Annotated in this window: 23 protein-coding genes; 8 read left to right on the plus strand and 15 right to left on the minus strand. The window is 67.9% G+C overall.

Going from position 1 to position 19,230, the window contains the following annotated elements; all coding sequences use genetic code 11:
* Position 1: 1 nt before the first annotated feature.
* Genes AB0F51_RS31005 through AB0F51_RS31025 form a run of 5 tightly spaced genes read right to left on the minus strand, consistent with a single transcriptional unit; the run spans position 2 to position 3,380 of the window.
* Positions 2-307: a DUF202 domain-containing protein gene (locus AB0F51_RS31005; protein WP_360285571.1), complete on the minus strand. Its 306-nt coding sequence runs from the start codon at positions 305-307 to the stop codon at positions 2-4.
* A complete protein-coding gene (locus AB0F51_RS31010; RefSeq protein ID WP_360285572.1) occupies positions 304-642 on the minus strand; it encodes a DUF202 domain-containing protein in 339 nt (112 codons plus the stop codon). The genes AB0F51_RS31005 and AB0F51_RS31010 overlap by 4 nt, the downstream gene beginning before the upstream one ends.
* Positions 639-1,913 carry a glycoside hydrolase family 3 N-terminal domain-containing protein gene (locus AB0F51_RS31015; RefSeq protein WP_360285573.1) on the minus strand — a complete coding sequence of 425 codons (1,275 nt, stop codon included), beginning with the start codon at positions 1,911-1,913 and terminating at the stop codon, positions 639-641. The genes AB0F51_RS31010 and AB0F51_RS31015 overlap by 4 nt, the downstream gene beginning before the upstream one ends.
* A gap of 23 nt (positions 1,914-1,936) precedes the next feature.
* Complete coding sequence (locus tag AB0F51_RS31020) at positions 1,937-2,443, minus strand: MarR family transcriptional regulator (protein ID WP_360285574.1); 507 nt, start codon at positions 2,441-2,443, stop codon at positions 1,937-1,939.
* Complete coding sequence (locus AB0F51_RS31025) at positions 2,418-3,380, minus strand: DMT family transporter (protein WP_360285576.1); 963 nt, start codon at positions 3,378-3,380, stop codon at positions 2,418-2,420. Before AB0F51_RS31025 ends, AB0F51_RS31020 begins: the two co-directional genes overlap by 26 nt.
* 37 nt (positions 3,381-3,417) lie before the next feature.
* On the opposite strand from AB0F51_RS31025, the gene AB0F51_RS31030 reads away from it, so the two are divergent.
* The gene (locus AB0F51_RS31030) at positions 3,418-4,038 is read left to right on the plus strand and encodes a helix-turn-helix domain-containing protein (RefSeq protein WP_360285578.1); all 621 of its coding nucleotides are present in this window, start codon (positions 3,418-3,420) and stop codon (positions 4,036-4,038) included.
* 31 nt (positions 4,039-4,069) lie between these two features.
* Here the strand turns inward: AB0F51_RS31030 and AB0F51_RS31035 are convergent, their stop codons facing one another.
* Positions 4,070-4,726, minus strand: a complete 657-nt coding sequence (locus tag AB0F51_RS31035; RefSeq protein WP_360285579.1) for a potassium channel family protein — start codon at positions 4,724-4,726, stop codon at positions 4,070-4,072.
* Positions 4,723-5,268, minus strand: coding sequence for an acyl-CoA thioesterase (locus AB0F51_RS31040; protein WP_360285580.1), 546 nt, complete (start codon positions 5,266-5,268; stop codon positions 4,723-4,725). Before AB0F51_RS31040 ends, AB0F51_RS31035 begins: the two co-directional genes overlap by 4 nt.
* 174 nt (positions 5,269-5,442) lie before the next feature.
* Here AB0F51_RS31040 and AB0F51_RS31045 point away from each other — a divergent pair, with 174 nt between their 5' ends.
* Positions 5,443-6,414 carry a hypothetical protein gene (locus tag AB0F51_RS31045; protein ID WP_360285581.1) on the plus strand — a complete coding sequence of 324 codons (972 nt, stop codon included), beginning with the start codon at positions 5,443-5,445 and terminating at the stop codon, positions 6,412-6,414.
* Between the two features lie 10 nt (positions 6,415-6,424).
* Here AB0F51_RS31045 and AB0F51_RS31050 read toward each other — a convergent pair whose 3' ends face one another.
* The 3 genes from AB0F51_RS31050 to ccsA form a co-directional block, all read right to left on the minus strand.
* Complete coding sequence (locus AB0F51_RS31050) at positions 6,425-6,721, minus strand: hypothetical protein (RefSeq protein ID WP_360285582.1); 297 nt, start codon at positions 6,719-6,721, stop codon at positions 6,425-6,427.
* A 100-nt stretch (positions 6,722-6,821) separates the two neighbouring features.
* Complete coding sequence (locus AB0F51_RS31055) at positions 6,822-7,187, minus strand: hypothetical protein (protein WP_360285583.1); 366 nt, start codon at positions 7,185-7,187, stop codon at positions 6,822-6,824.
* Positions 7,188-7,217: 30 nt separating this feature from the next.
* Positions 7,218-8,084 carry a cytochrome c biogenesis protein CcsA gene (gene ccsA, locus AB0F51_RS31060; RefSeq protein WP_360285585.1) on the minus strand — a complete coding sequence of 289 codons (867 nt, stop codon included), beginning with the start codon at positions 8,082-8,084 and terminating at the stop codon, positions 7,218-7,220.
* Between the two features lie 98 nt (positions 8,085-8,182).
* Between ccsA and AB0F51_RS31065 the strand changes: the two genes are divergently transcribed.
* Both AB0F51_RS31065 and AB0F51_RS31070 read left to right on the plus strand, forming a co-directional pair.
* On the plus strand, positions 8,183-8,653 hold the full coding sequence (locus tag AB0F51_RS31065) for a BlaI/MecI/CopY family transcriptional regulator (protein ID WP_360285586.1): 471 nt from the start codon (positions 8,183-8,185) through the stop codon (positions 8,651-8,653).
* A 110-nt stretch (positions 8,654-8,763) separates the two neighbouring features.
* Positions 8,764-9,522 carry a M48 family metalloprotease gene (locus tag AB0F51_RS31070; RefSeq protein ID WP_360285587.1) on the plus strand — a complete coding sequence of 253 codons (759 nt, stop codon included), beginning with the start codon at positions 8,764-8,766 and terminating at the stop codon, positions 9,520-9,522.
* An 87-nt stretch (positions 9,523-9,609) separates the two neighbouring features.
* Here the strand turns inward: AB0F51_RS31070 and AB0F51_RS31075 are convergent, their stop codons facing one another.
* The 3 genes from AB0F51_RS31075 to AB0F51_RS31085 form a co-directional block, all read right to left on the minus strand.
* Complete coding sequence (locus AB0F51_RS31075; RefSeq protein WP_360285589.1) at positions 9,610-10,275, minus strand: fasciclin domain-containing protein; 666 nt, start codon at positions 10,273-10,275, stop codon at positions 9,610-9,612.
* A gap of 139 nt (positions 10,276-10,414) precedes the next feature.
* Positions 10,415-11,998 carry a molybdopterin-dependent oxidoreductase gene (locus AB0F51_RS31080; protein WP_360285591.1) on the minus strand — a complete coding sequence of 528 codons (1,584 nt, stop codon included), beginning with the start codon at positions 11,996-11,998 and terminating at the stop codon, positions 10,415-10,417.
* A 79-nt stretch (positions 11,999-12,077) separates the two neighbouring features.
* Positions 12,078-12,653, minus strand: coding sequence for a flavin reductase family protein (locus AB0F51_RS31085; RefSeq protein ID WP_360285592.1), 576 nt, complete (start codon positions 12,651-12,653; stop codon positions 12,078-12,080).
* 193 nt (positions 12,654-12,846) lie between these two features.
* Here AB0F51_RS31085 and AB0F51_RS31090 point away from each other — a divergent pair, with 193 nt between their 5' ends.
* The 3 genes from AB0F51_RS31090 to AB0F51_RS31100 all read left to right on the plus strand — a co-directional run bounded on the left by AB0F51_RS31090 (position 12,847) and on the right by AB0F51_RS31100 (position 15,250).
* Positions 12,847-13,395, plus strand: coding sequence for a phosphotransferase (locus AB0F51_RS31090; RefSeq protein WP_360285722.1), 549 nt, complete (start codon positions 12,847-12,849; stop codon positions 13,393-13,395).
* A 3-nt stretch (positions 13,396-13,398) separates the two neighbouring features.
* Positions 13,399-14,433, plus strand: coding sequence for an L-glyceraldehyde 3-phosphate reductase (mgrA, locus tag AB0F51_RS31095; protein ID WP_360285594.1), 1,035 nt, complete (start codon positions 13,399-13,401; stop codon positions 14,431-14,433).
* A 166-nt stretch (positions 14,434-14,599) separates the two neighbouring features.
* The gene (locus AB0F51_RS31100; RefSeq protein WP_360285595.1) at positions 14,600-15,250 is read left to right on the plus strand and encodes a hypothetical protein; all 651 of its coding nucleotides are present in this window, start codon (positions 14,600-14,602) and stop codon (positions 15,248-15,250) included.
* Between the two features lie 192 nt (positions 15,251-15,442).
* Here the strand turns inward: AB0F51_RS31100 and AB0F51_RS31105 are convergent, their stop codons facing one another.
* Both AB0F51_RS31105 and AB0F51_RS31110 read right to left on the minus strand, forming a co-directional pair.
* A complete protein-coding gene (locus AB0F51_RS31105) occupies positions 15,443-16,426 on the minus strand; it encodes a TAXI family TRAP transporter solute-binding subunit (RefSeq protein WP_360285596.1) in 984 nt (327 codons plus the stop codon).
* The gene (locus AB0F51_RS31110; protein ID WP_360285598.1) at positions 16,423-18,447 is read right to left on the minus strand and encodes a TRAP transporter fused permease subunit; all 2,025 of its coding nucleotides are present in this window, start codon (positions 18,445-18,447) and stop codon (positions 16,423-16,425) included. The genes AB0F51_RS31105 and AB0F51_RS31110 overlap by 4 nt, the downstream gene beginning before the upstream one ends.
* Before the next feature lie 117 nt (positions 18,448-18,564).
* Here AB0F51_RS31110 and AB0F51_RS31115 point away from each other — a divergent pair, with 117 nt between their 5' ends.
* A complete protein-coding gene (locus AB0F51_RS31115) occupies positions 18,565-19,230 on the plus strand; it encodes a response regulator transcription factor (RefSeq protein WP_012918592.1) in 666 nt (221 codons plus the stop codon).

The following is a 19,230-nucleotide window of genomic DNA, read 5'->3' on the forward strand; positions in this document are numbered from 1 at the left end:
CTCAGCGTGTCACGACCGCATAGAGGTCGAACACGCCGACCAGCAGCACCAGACCGGCCGCCAGCCGCAGTACTCGGCGCGATCCCAGCTCGGTCGGCTGGGCACCCCGGCGGTAGACCGCGCTGACAGCGGCCCAGCAGGCCAGCGCCAGCACGGTGACGACGATGCCGAGGCCCAGCCGGACGTTCGACGTACCGTGGCCGGAGGCAAGCAGCAGGCCGCCGTTCACGACCAGACCGAGCGCCGTACGCCGCCAGGCGAGCAGCGTGCGCTCCGGCTGGAGACCCGGATCACGCTCTGTGTTCATCGCCACAAACTGAACACAAGGCCGATGAGGCCGACCACGGCGATGGTTGCCCCTAGCACCAAAGGCAGCTTGGTCACCGGAAGTGGGCCGCCGGTCCGCATCGCGGTCAGATTTGACTGCCAGCGGCGAAACGCCCCGGCGGTGGTGGCGATCCCGGCGGCTACCAGGACAACGCCGATGATGCGAGCAGGCCAGCGGTCAGGCCCGAGATCCAGGAACTGTACTGCGGACAGGCCACCCGCGTAGCAAGCCAGCGAGGTCCGCAAGTAGGCCAGATAGGTGCGCTCGTTGGCCAGCGTGAACCGGTAGTCGGGCTCCTGCTCGGGCGTGCTCATCCGCAGCTCAGCAGGCCATTGTTCTGCTTCAGCGTGAGCACCCTGCGGACACTGCTCTGGAGCATGCCCGCGAATGCCTTGTCCTGCTCGGCTTTCGCCACCAACGCGTTGATCATGACGGAGGTGAGCGAGGCCTTGGCGGTGATCACGATGTCGCCGCCCGCCGCGACGAACCGGGTCGCCCGCTGGCCGGCGGGCACGGACGCGACCTCTGCCGCCGCCCCGACGTCGTCGGTGATCACGACGCCGCCGTACCCGAGGTCGCCGCGCAGCATGCCGCCGATGATGGTCGGCGAGAACACGGCGCGGTTCTTCGGATCGATCTTCGTGTAGGTCACCGTGGAGACCATCACCAGGTCCGAGCCTGCCTGGATCCCGGCGGCGAACGGCGCGAGGTCGTCGTCGTTGCGGGTGGTGACCGTGTCGACCACACCCGACGAGAAGTCCGTGTTGCCCTTGACCCGGCCGAGGCCCGGGAAGTGCTTGACCGAGGTCATCACCCCGGCCTCGTGCATCCCCTTGATGAACGCGGTGACGTGCGGCCCGACCTCGGCCGCGGTGTCGCCATACCCACGATCCAGCGCACCGATCGGCGCATTGCCATCCCCAAGAGAAGCCGGTACTACGTCCGCGACGGGCGCGAGGTCGAGATTGACCCCCGCCCGCTTGAGCTGGCCGGCCCAGCCCTTCGCGCGGGCTGTGAGCTTCTCGTCGGACCAGGTCGCCTGCACGGTCGCGGAGGGGATGCGATCGAAGCCGGAACCCTTGAGGCGCTGGATCTGGCCGCCTTCCTGGTCTGCGGCGACGAGAGGGCGGATGCCTTTGACTGTGGCGGTGGTGGCCGCCGCGGCCATCGCAGTACGGGTGTGGGAGGCACTGCCGCCGGGGCCCATCAGCAGGAGGCTGCCTGGCTTCTGGGCGCGGGCTATGGCTCGCTCTGCCGAGGTCATGCCGTTGGTGCTGATGCCGGTCATGATCAGCTGCGCCGCTTGTTCTTTGGGGGTCAGCTGCCGCAGCTTCTGGTCGACGCATGCCGTGCCTGGCGTCTGGCTGGGCGTCTGGCCGGGTGTCTGGCCGGGTGTCTGGCTCGGTGTGGTTGAGGGGGTTGTCTGGGACGGCGTTTGGGTTGGGGTGCTCGGCGACTGCCGGGTGATCGAGGAGGAGGGCGCAGTACTCGGGCCTGCTGTCGGGCTGTCCGAGTTGCTACAACCTGCGAGCAGCAGAGTGGCCGCAGCCGCTACCGCCATGGCCCGGCGTCGAGTGGTCTTCATCACGGCCATTCTTGCCCACGGCGCTAGCCGGCAGGGGTACCGGAGGGCTTTGCTTCCCACAGAGCGCTGTCGTACGAGCCGCCGGACTGCCTGGCCAGCGCTGCGCAGATCTCCCGCAACTGGTCGACCTGCTCGCGGGTGAGCGCGTCGAAGACGGCCTGCCGGACAGTCTCGACGTGACCGGGCGCGGTGTCCCGGAGCTTCTGGCGGCCTTCCTCGGTGATGATCGCGACCTGACCACGGCGGTCCGACTCGACCCCCTCGCGGCGCACCCAGCCGACCTTCTCCAACCGGTTCACGGCGTGCGAGAGGCGGCTGCGTGAGCCGAGGGTGGCGACGGCGAGCTCACTCATCCGCAGCCGGCCGTCCTTGGCGTCGGACAGCCGGACCAGGATTTCGAAGTACGTGTGCGGCATGCCGGCGTCGCGTTGCAGCTGCTGCTCGATCCGGCTGTTGACCACTCGCTGGGCCGCAATGAACGCTCGCCAGGCTCGCTGCTCTTGGTCATCCAGCCATCGTGGTTCCGCCATTGTCGCAGCGTAACGAGATCCTGGTCTTCGCGCCGCCTGGGCGAGCCGTGATCAACAGAACGGCGAGCCCACAGATCAGCATGCCGACGGCCGCGAGTGCGCCGATGGTCTCACCGAACAGCAGGAAGGCGAAGACCATCGTGGTCGGCGGCACCAGGTAGAGCAGCGAACTGATCCTGGTTGCGCCGGACAGCTTGAGGTTGACGAGGTACAGGCCCCAGCCGCCGCCAGTGGCCAACAAGACAAGCCACAGCACTGCGCCGTAGAACGGCAACTGGTGAGGCACGGTCAGCTGTCCGGTACTGGCGGCTACAGCGACGAAGAAGGCGCAGGAGACGAGACTCTGCAAGCACAGGGCGTCCAGCAGGTTGGTAGTCGGCTTTCGCCGCCGTTCCCAGACAGTGCCGGCCACTAGTCCCAGAAGACCACCGATGGGGAGCAGGAAGAGGACTAGTGAGCTTCGGCCCAGATCGTCGGCGACTACGAGCGCGACGCCTGCTAGGCCGAGTAGGAGGCCGGCCCACTGCCGCGGGCTGACCCGCTCTCCGAGCAATGGTCCGGCCACCGTGGCGATCAGGATCGGCTGCAGGGAGCCGATGAGAGCCGTGACGCCGGCAGAGATGCCGTGGTCGATGCCGGTGAAGATCAGGCCGAGGTAGACGCACTGGGTGAGGAAGGCCATCACTGCGTGCGTGATGACGTCTCTGCGGGTCAGCTTCGGCCTGCGCATCAGCAGTACGGCGGCAGCCAGGCCTCCGGCGACCAGGTAGCGCCAGGCGAGCAAATCAAAGGCAGACGTGTACTCCGTGCCCCACCTCGCGCCGATGAAGCCGCTGCTCCAGAACACGACGAAGCCCGCGCCGGCCAGGATCGGCAGGACCCGCGGCTTGGCGGCCCGGCGTACCGGCTGGTCCTTTTGCAGCTGCGTGGTGGTCATGGGGTTAAGTAACCATACCGGTCGGTATACTGTCAGTATGGTTGTTCAGCAGGCGAGACTTCTGACCGACCGCGGTGAGCGCGAGGCGGCGCGGTTGACGCCCGCGGGAGAACGCATTCTCAGCGCGGCGTCGACGTTGTTCTACGAGCGCGGGATCCGCACGGTCGGCGTCGATGCGATCGCGGACGCCGCCGAGGTGACCAAGAAGACCTTGTACGACCGATTCGGGTCGAAGGATCGGTTGATCGCGGCGTACCTCGAGCAGCGGAACCGGGTCTGGCACGCGTTCCTGGACGACCAGCTGGCGCAGCGCCGGCCGGAGTCGCCGGAGGAGATGATCCTCGCGCTGTTCGCGGCACTGACCGACTGGCTGGCGGAGTCGCGCCGAGGCTGCGGTTTCATCAACGCGAGCGTGGAACTGGCGGCGCCGGACCATCCCGCGATGCCGGTGATCGTGGCGCAGAAGCAGTGGATGCGGGCCGAGTTCATGGCGCAGGCGGAGCTGGCCGGCTTCGCCGACACCGGCGAGCTCGCGGACCGGTTGCTGTTGCTGCACGAGGGTGCGCTGGTGTGCTTCCGGGTGGCGGCAATGGAGTCCGCACCCGAGGTCGCACAGCGCGCCGCGGCCGACCTGCTGGCGACCTGGCCGCGCACCTAGCCGGTGCGCGCTTCGGGGTGATGCGCTGAGGTCAGGTGCGTTTGGCGACGGTCAGGCCGACGAGGCGGGACACCACCATCGCGACGTACCCGAGACCGGCCAGCTGCTCGAGCATCACCACGGACCGGCCCCACGAGGTGATCGGGACGATGTCACTCAGCCCGGTGCTGGACAGCGTGGTGAAGCTGAGGAACAGCAGTTCCATCCAGGTGCGATCGTCCTGCGGGTTCACCGCGGCGGTGAAGCTGCCCGGGACGAGCGCCTGGACGAAGACGAACACGTAGGCGAAACCCCAAGCAACCAAGGTGAAAGTCGCCCCGGTCGCCCAGAGCTCGTCGGTGCTGACGTCATGGTCGGACAGCATGTACCGGAGCAGGCTGTAAGCCGCGTAGAAGTAGAACACCGCGTGGAGCGCGCCGGAGATCACCACGACAGCCACTGACGGCCAGAACACATCCACCAGCGAGAGCACCACGGCCGGGATCCCGAGGCCGACGCTGATCCAGGTGAGGCCGGGTGTGGACCGTACCGAGAACACCGCGAGGGTCAGGACGACGATGCCGAGGATCTCGAAGCCGACCCGGCCACCTCGCGAACCCTCCATCGCGGGGTAGACCAGCACACCGAGCAACTGAACGACCAGCAGGATCGCGGACGGGTTCCGCCGAGCGCCACGGAGCAGATTCATTCGGTCGCCTCGCGCGACGCGATGATCGCCTGCCGGCGGGCCAGCCGGTGGCTGCGGCGGATCTCCGCCTCTCGCATCCGGCGGTGATCCTCGTCGGTCTCCGGCACCACCTGCGGTACGGGCCGCGGCTTGCCCTCCTCGTCGACCGCCACGAACACCAGGTACGCCGTCGCGACGTGCACCTGCGGACCGACCGCGTCCCACCGATCGGCGGTGATCCGGACGCCGATCTCCATCGAGCTGCGGCCGGTCCAGTTCACCTGGGCGGTGAAGTGCACCACGTCACCGACCCGAACCGGAACTAGGAAGACCATCTCGTCCATCGACGCGGTGACCGCGGGACCACCCGAGTGCCGGGCCGCGACGACACCGGCGGCCGAGTCGACCAACGTCATGACGACGCCGCCGTGGATGGTGCCGAGCAGGTTGGTCTCGTGCTGCGCGGTGAGGTGCGACAGCGACAACCGAGTGGCCGACGCGGGGCGACTCGCCACCGTCTGGTGCGCAACGGGTGAGCTGTCTGCGCTGGGCGTGGCGGGCATGGTGTCGCTCCTCGATGCTGATTCGACCTGGTCGCTCGCTTGATGCTGGGTTGACCGATCGGTCCTGGTTGGTCGGCCACCGCAGGATAACCGCCCACTTGTCCACAGCCCCCAAAAGCACCGACCACCACCCACCCAAACCCTCGTACTTTCCCTGTCGAGGAGGTGGACACCATGACCATCCACAACAACCCCACCAAACATGCCCCAGGCAACCACCCCACGGGCGCCCGCCGCGCGCCGGGGCGACATCCGTTGGTGCCGTTGTCTCCGGCCGAGGGGGCGCACCTGGTGCGGCTGAGTCTCGAGGCCGCCGCCGAGTGCGGCCTGCGCGGACACTACGACAGCCGCGGCGCCCTCATCCTGCAGTTCCACCCAGCCGAGCACGGATCGGCGCCGGCGGAGAAGTTCGAAGCTGGACTGACAAATCTGGCGAGGCTCGTGGCCGGCGAGCGACCGGACCACTGGCCACGCCTGGTCAGCGAGCACTTCGACACCCTGGCTAGCTCACTCCGCCGCGGCGCCCCACCGCTACCAGCAGATCCGCAACGCGAGCTCCTGCAACGCCTCGTCCCCAAGGACTCACTCGACCCACGGCTGACCGGCGCGGCACCTGAGTTCGTGCCAGGCCTGTTGTCGGTGCCGAGCGCGAACACCGACGGCACGATCACGATGTACTTCGACCCAGCGAGCAACCTCGGCCTCACCTGGGCCGAGGCGGAGACCCACGGTCTGCGCAACCTGCGCGCCATGACCGATTCCGTCGCCTACGCGGAGTACGACGGAACGCGCGTGGCCATGATCAGCGGGAGCAGCTTCGCGGCATCACGGGCACTCGTGCTCGACACCGTCCTCCGCGAGTCGTTGCACGTGGAGAATCCGCAGTACGGCGTACTGGCGGCGATGCCGGCCCGGCACCTACTGCTGGTGCACGTGATCACCGACCTGTCCGCCATCCCGGCCCTCGGCATGATGCTCAACCTGACCGGCCGCTCCCACGCCACCGACCCCGGCCCGCTGAGCCCCTGGGTCTACCTGGTCACCCAAGAAGGATGGCAACTGGCAACGCGAGCAACCGACACCCCAGGCCCAGCGCTGTCACCTCGTCTCGTCGCCCTCCTCCACGAACTCGGCCGACGAACATGACGCGAGGTGGTCAGGCGTTCGGCCTCGTGCGCAGCAACCACCACAGGCCGAGAATCGGCAACACGACAGGGAGGTATCCATAGCCTTGCCCGAAGTGGGACCACACGGTTCGGTCGGAGAACAAAGCGGGTTCGGCGTAGCTGAGCGCTCCGATGCCGATCACGCCGAGCAGTTCGATCGAGCATGCGCAGATGGCAACCCGACGGGCGCGGTTGCCGATCGTCAGGCAGACTGCGGCGACGACGTAGATGACCGCCGCGACGGCTGACAGGCTGTAGGCCAGTGGCGCCTGATCCGCGCGGGTCAACAACTGAACAGTGGAACGTCCGGTAGCGGCAAGGGCGAACAAGGCATAGAGGGCCGTGAGTGTTCGGCCGGCTCCGCTGGAAATCGAGCGGACGGTGGCTTCAGACACTGGCCGCGTCCCAGACCTGCTGGACTCTGGCCGCCATCGCGGGGACGGCCAGGCAGGCCAGGATGATGACCGCGGTTCCGAACCGGCTCTGTTCGACCAGCGCCCAGAGGGTCGACGCGGGAGCCAGGATCAACATCGCAACCAGGTAGGCGATGACAGTCCCACGCTCGACGGGCAGATCGGTACGCAGTACCTGCAGTACGCCGATCACGCAGGCAGCCAGTAACGCGAGCTCCAAGGCGGCGAGGGCGCCGATCAGGTACCAGCCGGGGAGTCGATCGCGAATCACACAGACCGCGGTGGCGGCTGCTGTCAGCAAGGCGATCCCGCTCGCGATGATGAGGGGCAGGTCAGTCATCCAGGTACTCCGGGTGGTGGCGAAGGTCGCTCACAGGCCCGCATAGGAGTGCAGGCCGGTGAACCAGACATTGACTCCGACGAAGTTGAACAACAAGGTGCCGTAGGCAACGATGCCGACCACGGCGGTGGTGCGTTTGCCGACTCCCCTGGTGTGTCGGGAGTGCAGGTACGCGGCCAGGAAGATCCAGGTGACGAACGCCCACACCTCTTTGGGGTCCCAGCCCCAGTAGCGGCCCCACGCGTACTGCGCCCAGACCGCGCCAGTGGTCACCGCGAACGTCCAGACCGGGAAGGCGAATGCATAGGCGCCCCGCGCCACCGCATCCGCCCGACCGACCGCGTCGGCATCACCACGGCGCTGGGCGCGCAGTTGCAACGCACATCCGACGGTGCCGACCGTGACCGCCCCGACCGCGAGGGCGGCCGCTGTCACGTGGATGGTCATCCAGTACGACTGCAGGGCCGGCACCAGCCCGCCCGGTTCGTCGTACAGGACGACGAGGGCGAGGGTCAGCGTGATGGTCACCGGCAGAATCGCCAGCAGCCCCAACTGCCGGGACTGCCCGGTCTTTCGGCCGATCAACAAGAAGGCGCCGGTCGCAGTAAACACCGAGACGATCGCAAACTCGAACATGTTCCCCAGCACCGGCTGACGCCCAGCCACCGTCCGAACAACCACCCCCACCCCAACCAGCCCAAACGCCAAGACGGACAAACTCACCCCAACCATGCCCGCCACATCCCGCCCCACCACCGCGGTCCGCACCTCCCCGCGGTCGGGTGATGCGCTGCGGAGTAAAGCTGACCGCACGCTGAAGGCGAGCGTCGCCAGTACATAGACGACCAGCGCGGAGACCAGCAGGCTCTCGCTCAGTGAGGTCCACAGTCCGACCATCCGCCCAGCTCCCCACTCGTCTTGAAGTGCTACAGCTTGTAACACTACAGTAGATAGCAGATCAGTTGCAGTCGCCCGTGCGTGGGACGATGGGCTGCGTGACTGACGATCCAGGCCTGACCCGCGAGGGGCCGTCGCGGCCGGGCACACTCGAGCGGGCTTTCCTGGAGGTTCTGTGGTCGCGCGACGCGCCGACCTCCGCGCGGGAAGTGCAAGCCGACTGCGCCGAGCGCAAGCTCGCCTACGCGACCGTCCGAACGGTCCTGGAACGCCTGGTCCGCAAAGGGCTGGTGACACGCACTCGTGACGGACGTTCATGGTCGTATCAGGCAGCGGGCCGCCGGGAGGAGTTCGTGGCCGAACTGATGATGCAAGCCCTCCAGCTGACCACCGACCGCGACGCCGCGCTCGCGTACTTCGCACGATCCGTCACCCCAGACGAGGCCGACACCCTCCGCGGCGCCCTGGACGACAGCGGCAGCGCCAGCAGCAGCGGGATTGGTGGCAACAGCGGGAGTGGTGGCGGCGACGGCGGTCGCCGCAGCGGCGGCGGCGGTCGGCGTCTGTAGGGCTGAGGATGGTTTACGTCTGGCATCATGCGGCGGCGCTGCTGGGGTCGCTTGCTCTGTCCGGCGCTGTGTATGGGCGGGCCTGGACTCGGGCTCATCCGCGTCAGGCCGTGGTTCTCTGGCATCTGATCGTCTTCACCGCCGGCGCCTCGCTGATCGGGCTGCTCGTCACGCTGGCTCTCAACAGCCTGGGACTCGGAGTGGTCCCCGCGCTCGGCGCCACCCGGCCGCTCCGACTCAGCCTGCCGCAGACGGCCGGACTCCTGGCTGCTCTGGGCATCGTCGCGATCGGGGCGGGCCTGCAACTGAGCACGGGCGTCAGCCGGTCACGCAGCCGAGCCAGACATCGCGCCCTGCTCGACATCATCGCGGACGCCAGCCATCCACAGCTGACCGTCGTACCGCACCAGGGCGTACTGGTGTACACCGTGCCCGGGAGGAACCCCCGCATCGTCGCGACGTCCGGAGCGCTCGAGCGACTCTCTCCCACGGAACTGGAGGCGGTCCTCGCACACGAGCACGGCCACATCGACGGCCGTCACGACCTCGCGAGGTTCCCGTTTTCCGCACTCCGCAAGGGGTTCCCGCGTTCCAAGGCGATCGCGGCCACCGAAGCCGAGATCAACCTCCTCCTCGAACTCTGCGCCGACGCCGAGGCGGTCCGGCGCGGCTACCGCGAACCGCTGCTCACAGCGATGGACCACTTCTCCCCGACTGCCGACCAGGCCTGCATGCTGTCAGGACTCCGGATCCGGCGCGAACGGTTGCTCGCGGCACCTTTCAGGCGACCGGCCACCGTCGCCGCCCTGTACACAGCCGTCATCACCCTGAGTCTCACCAGTCTCAGCCTGTACGTCCTGCCCAGCTGAGCCACAGCACTGCTGGGCGGCACCCCCGGGACAGGAGGCGCCGCCCAGCGGGCGTGGCTGCGTTCTGACTGACGGTCTGACTGGTGGTCAGGCCGCCGGGGGCATCAGGACGGTGTCGATCAGGTACACGGTCGCGTTGGCGGTCTTCACGCCGCCGCAGATGACCTTGGCGTTGTTGACCATCAGGTTGTCGCCGGAGCCGGTGACCGTGACGGCGCCCTTCTGGACGGAGGTCTGCTTACCGACGACCGCGGCCGGGTCGAGCTGGCCGGGGATGACGTGGTAGGTCAAGATGCTGCTGAGCAGCGCGTCGTTGGTCTTGAGCGTGTTGATGGTCGCGGCCGGGATCTTGGCGAACGCGGAGTCGACCGGGGCGAAGACGGTGAACTCGCCGCCGTTGAGGGTGGAGACCAGGTCGACCTTGGGGTTCAGCTTGCCGGAGACCGCGGCAACCAGGGTCTTGAGGAGCGGGTTGCCGGAGGCGGCGGTGGCCACCGGTTCGGCCGCCATCCCGTCGACCGAACCGGCACCGGTCGGGTTCGCCTTCGCGTAGTCGGCACAGCCCGGCCCGACCAGACCGGCCGCGTTGTCCATCGACGCAGAGGCGGAGGGCGTCTCGGCCGGCGCGGACGAGGTGGCCGTGCTCGAGGGTGCCGAGCTGGCGGCGTCGTCGCCACCGCCACAGGCGGCAGTTGCGAAGAGCAACGAAACGGCGGAGGCAGCCAGGGCGACGCGCTTGATGGTGTTGGACATGACGATCCTTCTCCTTCGGATGGATTCCCGGCGCAACACTGATGTGCCGCCAGGGCGTGCGATGAGGAGCACTGCGGTCTACGCGGTGCGGTCGTGCGCGGAGCGGTAGGTGGTGTGTTGGTAGGTGATGCAGGGCCGGTTACTCGACCATGACGACGGTGTTGTGAAGACCGCTTGAACCGTTGGGTCTCGGGGCCGCGCGGTCGGCTGTCTGAACCTCGCCGGTGGCGTCGGTCGCCCGGACGGTGAGTTTGTGGTTGCCCGGCGTGGCGTTCCAGCGGAACGTCCATTGCCGCCAGGTGTCGATGGTGTCCTCGGCCGCGAGCGTCGCGGACTGCCAGTCACCGTCGTCGACCTGCACTTCGACCTTCGCGATCCCGCGGTACTGCGCCCAGGCGACGCCGGCCGCGACGGCCGGTCCCGCCTTGATCCGCGCAAAGCCTTTCGGTACGTCGATCCGCGAGGAAGTCTTGATCGGCGCCTCGACGGACCAGCCGCGATCGGTCCAGTACGCGCTGAACTCGGAGAACCTGGTGACCTCGAAGTCGACGATCCACTTGGTCGCGGAGACGTACCCGTACAGGCCGGGCACCACCATCCGGACCGGGAAGCCGTGCTCGAACGGGAGCGGCTCACCGTTCATGCCGACGGCCAGCATCGCGTCGCGCCCGTCGGTCAGTGCCTGCAACGGCGTACCGATGGTGAGACCGTCGACGCTGGTCGACTTGACCGCGTCGGCACCGTCGCGGACCCCGGCCTCGCGCAGCAGTTCGGCGATCGGTACGCCGATCCAGCGGGCGTTGCCGACGTACGGGCCGCCCACCTCGTTCGAGACACAGGTCAGGGTGATGTCGCGTTCGATCAGCCGCCGGTTGAGTAAGTCGGCGAAGCTCAACCGGAGCTCGCGGTCGACCAGCCCGTGGATCCGCAGTTCCCAGGTCCGCGGGTCGACCTTGGGCACGGTGAGCAACGTGTCGACCCGGTAGAAGCTCGGGTTCGGCGTGACGAACCGGCTCACACCTTGCACCTCGGACATCGCGGCGGCCGGTATCGCCTTCGCCCGGCTCGCGGGCAGTGGCAGTCTGATCGCCCGCCGCGTCGCTTCGCTGACACCTCCCGGCAGCACCAGCGAAGTACCAAGCCCGCCGACCCCGGCAACCCCTAGAGCCATCGCAGTCCCCATAAATCTCCGCCGATCAAACCCCTCCGGCGCTGCGGCCTCGGTGGTGGTGGGGCCTTCGGCGGCGGGGATCTTCCGGCGTCCGGCGCCGCCGAAGGGATTGGGGGGCAGTGCTCGGAGGACGAGCAGCATGCCGATTGTGGCTATCAGCAACGTGATGACGCCGGGCAGGACTTGAACGAAGTGATTGGTGGCGAGAGTACGGCCGGTGGCGGCCGCGAGGATCGCCAGAGCACCGAGAAGAACGGTCAGAGCGACGGCAACCCGAGGCTTGGTGGCGCCGATTGCGCCTGCTACCAAGGCGAAAACGGCGACCGCCAGCAGAACAGTACCGATGAGAACCGGTTTGTCGGCCGTGCCCAGGTTCTTGACTGCGAAGTCCTTGGCGGCGCCCGGTGCCAGGTCGATCAGTTGGGTGCCGACCCCGACCACGGGCGACGTACCACCGGCCAGTGCCGCGGTGAGTTCGCCGAGGCCGAGTCCTGCGCCTGCGGCGAGCAAACCTCCCAGCGCTGCCAGGGCCCGTCGTTTTCTCGTGGTCATGCCGGTACTTCGGACCGATCACCGCCCCGGATGGGTGAGAACCCAAAAGAATTCCGGGCAACCAAACATCCCTTACCGGTCAGACGTTGCGCGGACCCGCGTAGTCGCCCGGCCAGTCGGCGTACCGGATCCGGCTGATGTCCCGGATCTCGCCGAGGGTGGACCACTCGTTGCGCCCCAGTCGCGCGAGCGGTTGCAGCTTGGTGATCTCCGGATGGTTCCCGTCCAGCACCGACTCGTCGATGCTGATCCACCGCACCCGGCCGATCACCACGGTCGAGTCGCCCAGTTCCAAGGTGGTGTGCAGCGAACACTCGATCGCGACCGGCGACTCGGCCACCCGCGGCACGGCGACCGTCGTACTCGGCTCGGGGTGCAGTCCGACCGCGGCGAACTCGTCCACCTCGGCCGGGAAGTTCGTCCCGGTCGCGTTCACCTGCTCGAACAGCGGCTCGGCCGCGAAGTTCACCACGAACTCGCCGGTCGCCTCGACGTTCACCAGGCTGTCCTTGCGCCCGACCGAGGTGAACTGCACCATCGGCGGCCGCACACACGCCACCGTGAAGAACGAGTGCGGCGCCAGATTGAGCACCCCGTCCGCCGACCGGCTCGACACCCACGCGATCGGCCGCGGCACCACCACCGCATTCAGCACAGCGTAGAAATCCCTACCACTGACACTCTCCGGATCCAGATCTCTCCGCACATCCGCCAGTATCTCCCCCATGCACCCACCCCTCCGCCACGCCCTCGCCACCCGCTACGGCATCCCCGAGCACACCATCCACGAAGTGCCAGGAGGAGTCGCCAACCACGCCTAAACCCTTGGCGACCACCTCTTCCTCCGCATCCCCCGCACCGCCACATGGTTCTCGAGAAGGTCCGCGGCACAGACCTGGTCGACGCCCTCCGGTACTGCGAACTGGCTTCTCGCCGCGTTCGACCATCTGCAGACCCTCATCCCCCAGGACCAGTCGCAGGTGCTGCTGCACGGTGACGTGGCGTTGCAGAACTTGATGGCCCACGACAACCAACTGCAAGGGCTGATCGACTTGGGTGACGCCGCTTGGGGTCCGCCTGGCATGGAGTTCGCCAAGCTGCGGTTGGAGCAGGTGGTGGCCATGCTCGCCGACTACCGCGGTGGTGAGGGGCTGGAGGCGAGCATTCTCTGGTTTCACCTCGGCTGGGGGCTGGGCAACCTCACCCAAGGGCCCGCAACCCGGGCAGCGGCACTGGACTGCTCCGCCGGCCAGTCGGCTACTCGGCGTACTGCGGTTCTACGCGTCGTCACCGCCTCCACCGTGGGCTGGGTTGATCAAGAAGCCCCGGCTCTGAGACTCACAACCCGCGGAAAACAAGGGTTCGCGGACTTGTCACGACATGGGGCAGACTGCTGAGTTGTGACTGACTACGTAGCCGCTCCGGACCGGTACGACGACCAGATGCCCTATCGGCGCAGTGGCCGCAGTGGGCTGCAGCTGCCGGCGATCTCGCTGGGCCTGTGGCACAACTTCGGTGGTGACAAGCCGCTCGACACCCAGCGCGACATCCTGCGCCGGGCGTTCGACCTCGGCGTCACCCACTTCGACCTGGCGAACAACTACGGCCCGCCGTACGGCTCGGCCGAGACCAACTTCGGCGGGCACTTCGCGCGCGACTTCAAGCCGTACCGCGACGAGCTGCTGATCTCCACCAAGGCCGGCTACGACATGTGGCCCGGTCCGTACGGCCAGGGCGGCGGGTCCCGCAAGTACCTGCTGTCCTCGCTCGACCAGTCGCTGGGCCGGATGGGCCTGGACTACGTCGACATCTTCTACTCGCACCGCTTCGACCCGGACACCCCGCTGGAGGAGACGATGGGCGCGCTCGACGCGGCCGTCCGCTCCGGCAAGGCGCTGTACGCCGGCATCTCGTCGTACTCCGCCGAGAAGACCCGCGAGGCGGCCCGGATCCTCGACGAGCTCGGTACGCCGCTGCTGATCCACCAGCCGTCGTACTCGATGCTGAACCGCTGGATCGAGGAGGACCTGCTCGACGCCGTCGGCGAGCTCGGGGTCGGCGTGATCGCCTTCTCGCCGCTGGCGCAGGGAGTGCTCACCAACCGCTACCTGAACGGCGTGCCGGAAGGCTCCCGGGCGACCCAGGGCAAGTCGCTCAGCACCGACATGCTGACCGAGGAGACCCTGAAGCACGTCCGCGCGCTGAACGAGATCGCCCAGCAGCGCGGCCAGTCGGTGGCCCAGCTGGCGCTCGCCTGGACGCTGCGCGACGACCGCGTCACCAGCGCCCTGATCGGCGCCTCCAGCGTCAGCCAGCTGGAGGACAGCCTGGCCGCCGTGAAGAACCTGAAGTTCAGCCAGAAAGAGCTCGAAGCCATCGACGCCGACGCCGTCGAGGCCGGTATCAACCTGTGGAAGAAGAGCTCCGAAGCCTGAGTTCACGGCGGACGGGCTGCTCGTGACGTCCGAACATTTGCGACCCGGGCGACAATCCCGGGTCACCCGTCACCGAGCGGAGCGAAGGTGACAGGGCGTGGTGGCGCAGTTGCGCATCGGCGGGGTCGAGCGCAGAGTGGGAAGTACCCCCCAGGAGATGGTTCCGATGACCGCTTCGACCCTTGAAATCGCCCTGACCTACGAGCACGCCATGATCCGCGACCTGGCCGCCCCGGCGCACGAACCGGAGGCGGCGCGCCCCGATCGCCGGCACGAGACCGACTGGTTCTACGCGATCGCGGCCCAGCATCTGGCCGCCGCGGAGGACGTCCTGCTCCCCCACGTGAGACACCTCCCCGACGGCCGCCGCCTGGTCAGCCGGTACGTCGCCAACGCGCGGCAACTCGAGAGAGCACTGCGGTTCCTCAAAGCCCGCCAGTACGGCGACAGCCGGGTTCAGCACCTCGAGGTGGGTGACGTCTGGCAGGTGATCGACCAACTGCTGGACGAGCACGAGCAACTCGAGGCGGACTACAGCCGGATGATCGGCGAAGAACTCGACGACGACGGCGTCACCACGCTGACCAACGACCTGCTCTCCGCCGAGGAGGTCGCACCGACCCGCGCGCACCCGTTCTCACCGCACACCGGTACTGCGGGCCGGCTGGCGCACCGGATGTGGCGGCTGGCCGATCTCGCGTGGGACAGCGCGGAGGGTCGCGTCGTACCGGCGAAGTACCACGCGCACCCGAAGCGGGACTCGGCCCTGTCCCACTACCTGCGCGGCACCCCGATCCCGGACAGCGAAGAGGACTAGCCGGCGACAGCGATCGGGCCCGTCACCACCGGATGCCTCCGATGGGACGGGCCCGACCTGAAACCCTCCCCCACTGCGCCTGGTTGTGAGGGTGGGCCTGGTTCCCGCCGCCGCTGCGCCTGGTGTGCGGCGGTGGGTCCCTGCGCCCTCCCCCGCTGCGCCTGGTGTGCGGGGGAGGACGCGGATCATGGGTTACTTCAAGGACTCGATCGCCTTCTTGGCGCCGGGATGCAGTTCCACCGGTGCGGTGTTGGCGGCCTCCTCCAGTTTGATCCCCTTCGCCGCGGCGTTCACCTGGACCAGCGTCTCCTTGTTCTCGAAGATCGCCCTGGTCAGCTTCTCGGCCAGCTCGTCCGACATGTTCTTGCGGACCAGCAGGACGTTCGGCACGATGATCGTCGCGACGTCGGCCGGCTGCTTGTAGGTCGCCGCCGGAATGTTGCCTTGGGCATACATCGTGCCGTAGCTCTTGGTCAGCGGGGGCAGCAGGTCCGCGATCGGGATCAGTTTGACGTTCTTGCCCATGCTCGTCATCAGGTCGGTGATGCCGCCGGTCGGCAGCCCACCGGACCAGATCAGCGCGTCGATCGAGCCCGACTTCATCGCGTCGACCGACTCCGGCAGACCGAGCCGCTGGGCGGTGACGTCATGGGCCGGGTCGAGGCCCGCCGCCTCGAGCAGCCGCCGGGCGATCACCTCGGTACCGGAGTTCGGCGAACCGGTGGAGACCCGCTTGCCCTTCAGGTCCGCGATCTTGGTGATCCCGGACGAGGCGCGGACGGCGACCTGGGTGTAGTTCGGGTAGAGCCGGGTCAGCGCGACGACGTCCTGCTTGGTCTTGAAGCTGTGCTCGCCGTTGACCGCGTCGGCCGCGGTGTCACCCAGCGAGAAGGCGATGTCGTAGTTGCCCGCCACCAGGCCCTGGACGTTCTGCACCGAGGCGCCGGTCTCGCTCGCGGTCGCCCGGTAGCCCTCGACCTTCTCCGAGATCACCTTCGCCATCGCGCCACCGAGCTGGTAGTAGACCCCGGTGGTGTTGCCGGTGGCGATGGTCAGCCGGCCACCGTCGGTACCGGCGGCCCCACCCTCGGGCTCTCGTTGCCCACCGCAAGCAACCAGCGAGACGGCGGCTGCGACCGCGACCACGGCGGCGGGGAAGCGTCGACGGATTCTCATGAAGTGGCGGGTCCTTCCGTTGGTTCAGCCTGGCGTTGCCGCCGGACCAGATTGATGACGACGGCGACAAGTAGCAAACCGATTCCGGCGCCGATGGTTACGGGCGCGAGGTAGAGCAGCAGCAGAGCGGCCGGGACGCACAGCAACCGCTCGAGCCAGCCGGTCGCGACAAAGATCCAGCCACCGGTGACGACGGCCAGCGCGGCGACGGCGAGCATGGAGACCGCGAGGGTCCACACCATGCCGAGCAGGTCGCCCTGGCCGAGCAGGTTGGCGCCGTTGTCGGTCAGCACGAACGCGAACGGCACCAGGAACGCGGGCAGCGTGTACTTCCAGGCCTGCCACATCGTCGCCATCACCCTGCCGCCCGTGATCGCGGAGGTCGCGACGGCGGCCAGCGCGGTCGGCGGCGACACCTCGGACAGGACGGCGTAGTAGAAGATGAACATGTACGCCTCGGGCTGGGTGATGCCCAGCTGCACCAGCGCCGGCGCGATGATCACGGCCGCGATGATGAACGACGCGGTCACCGGGACAGCGAGCCCGAGCACCAGTACTGCGAACGCCGACAGCACCACGGTCAGGATCAGCACCACGGTGTGGTTGTCGGTGAGCCCCTTGGCCGCGTCGACGATGATCGCGGCCAGGTTGAGTCCGAGCCCGGTCTGCGTGGTCACCGCGACGATCACTCCGGCGGTCGCGCACGTCGCCACCACCGGCAGCACCGAACGGGTGCCCTGGGCAAGGGCCAGGAAGAGACGTCCTGCCGTCAGCCGGTGCTCCTTGTCCAGGAAGGACAGCCCGAACTGGATCAGTACGGCGTACACGACCGCTTTGAACGGCGGCACGTCCACGGCCATGAACGCGATGATCACGAACAACGACAGGAAGTGGTAGCCGAACCGGATGAGCAGCTTCCAGGCGGACTGGGTGGAAGTCTCACCCTCGGTGGTGCCGTGCCTGCGGGCGTCCATCTCGATCGCGAGCAGGATGCCCAGGTAGTACAGGATCGTCGGGATCACCGCATAGCCGAGCACGGTCAGGTACGACACCTGCAGGAACTCGGCGATGATGAACGCGGCGGCACCCAGCGTCGGCGGCGACAGGATCGCGCCGATCCCGGCGGCCGCGAGCATGCCGCCGGCGGGCTCGGCCGGGTAGCCCGCACGACGCAGGATCGGCCACGAGACGGTGCCCAGCGAGACGGCGGTCGCAGTACCGGAGCCTGAGACGCTGCCGAGGAGGAAGCCGGCCATCGTGACGGTCCGGCCGGGCGCAGTACGGCTGCGCTTGAACGCGGCGAAGGACAGGTCGATGAAGAACTTGCCGGCGCCGGAGTAGTCCAGCACGGCGCCGTAGATGGTGAAGAGCACGATGTAGCTGGCGGCAACGTTCAGTGGCGTCCCGTAGAAACCGGCCGTGCCCATCGTGAACTGCGCGATGATCGCGGAGAAGTTGAAGCCTTGGTGGGCCAGCGACCAGGTGTAGGGCAGGAAGCCGCCGTAGTACGCGTAGGCGATGAACAGCAGGCTGACCACGGGCAGCACCCAGCCGGTGGTCCGGCGGCACGCCTCGAGCAGCAGGACGAGCAGGACGGCGCCGGTGAGGATGTCCAGTGTCGTCGGCGCCTGCCGGCGTTCCAGGAAGCCGTCGAAGTCGAGCAGTGGATAGACGCAGACAACCAGCGCGACCACGGCGAGGGCCCAGTCCGACAGACCGGGGTCGTCGGTGGACCGGGCCTTGAACGGATTCATCACGGCCGGCACTCGCCAGCCCCGATAGCACAACAAAGTGATCGGCAGGACGGCTGCGAGAAAGATCACTAAATAGAACTGCGTTCCGGCCGACAGCGGGAAGAAGACCTGCAGCAGGACGCCGGCGCTGATCACCGCGCACCACACCGAGATCGCCCGGTCCAGGGCAGGCCGGAGCCGCCGAGCGGGCTTTTCCTGCTCGTACTCGGCTAGTTCCGACTCGGTGAGCGTGGCGCTGCCACCCCCCGATGTTGCACCGACAGTCATCGCCCGGTTCCCTCCTGTGCCCGAAGGCTAGTGTTGCCGACCACTCCGTGCAGTCACGTGATTACGTCTTTACCAAGATCTGACACATGAGACCGCTCCCTGCCCTACGATCACGGCATGAGCGGCGCCGTCAGGATTTTGTTGGTCGAGGACGATCTCGATATCGCGAACGCTCTGATACCTGCGTTGCGCCGGTACGGGTTGATGGTGACGCACGTCCGGACGGCTGCGGACGCGCTCGCCGCCGACCCTGGTGACCTCGTGCTGCTGGACCTCGGACTCCCCGACGGCGACGGCATCAACGTGTGCCGGCAGATCCGTACGGTGTCGGACGTTCCGGTGATCGCGGTGACCGCACGGGGTGAGGCGGCCGACCGCGTCCGGGGCCTGCGCAGCGGCGCCGACGACTACGTGGTCAAGCCGTTCGCGATCTCCGAGCTGCTGGCCCGCATCGATGCTGTACTACGGCGTACCGGCTTGTTGCAGCCCCGCCCCCGGGTGACCGTCGGAGACTTGACCGTCGACATCGAGGCACGGACGGTCCAGGTCGCCGACAAGCCCATCAGCCTGACCCGCAAGGAGTTCGACGTGCTAGCTGTGCTGGCCGCCCACCACGGCCGGGTGGTGCCGCGCGAACAGGTCGCTCTGTACGCCTGGCAGTCCGTCTTCGAGGCCTCCTCGCGGACGATGGACGTGCACGTCGCCAGCCTGCGGGCCAAGCTCGGCCGGCCCGAGCTGGTGCAGACCATCCGCGGCGTCGGCTACCGCCTGGGCTCGGACTGA

Source organism: Kribbella sp. NPDC023855 (genome assembly GCF_040639475.1).
Taxonomy (GTDB): Bacteria; Actinomycetota; Actinomycetes; order Propionibacteriales; family Kribbellaceae; genus Kribbella.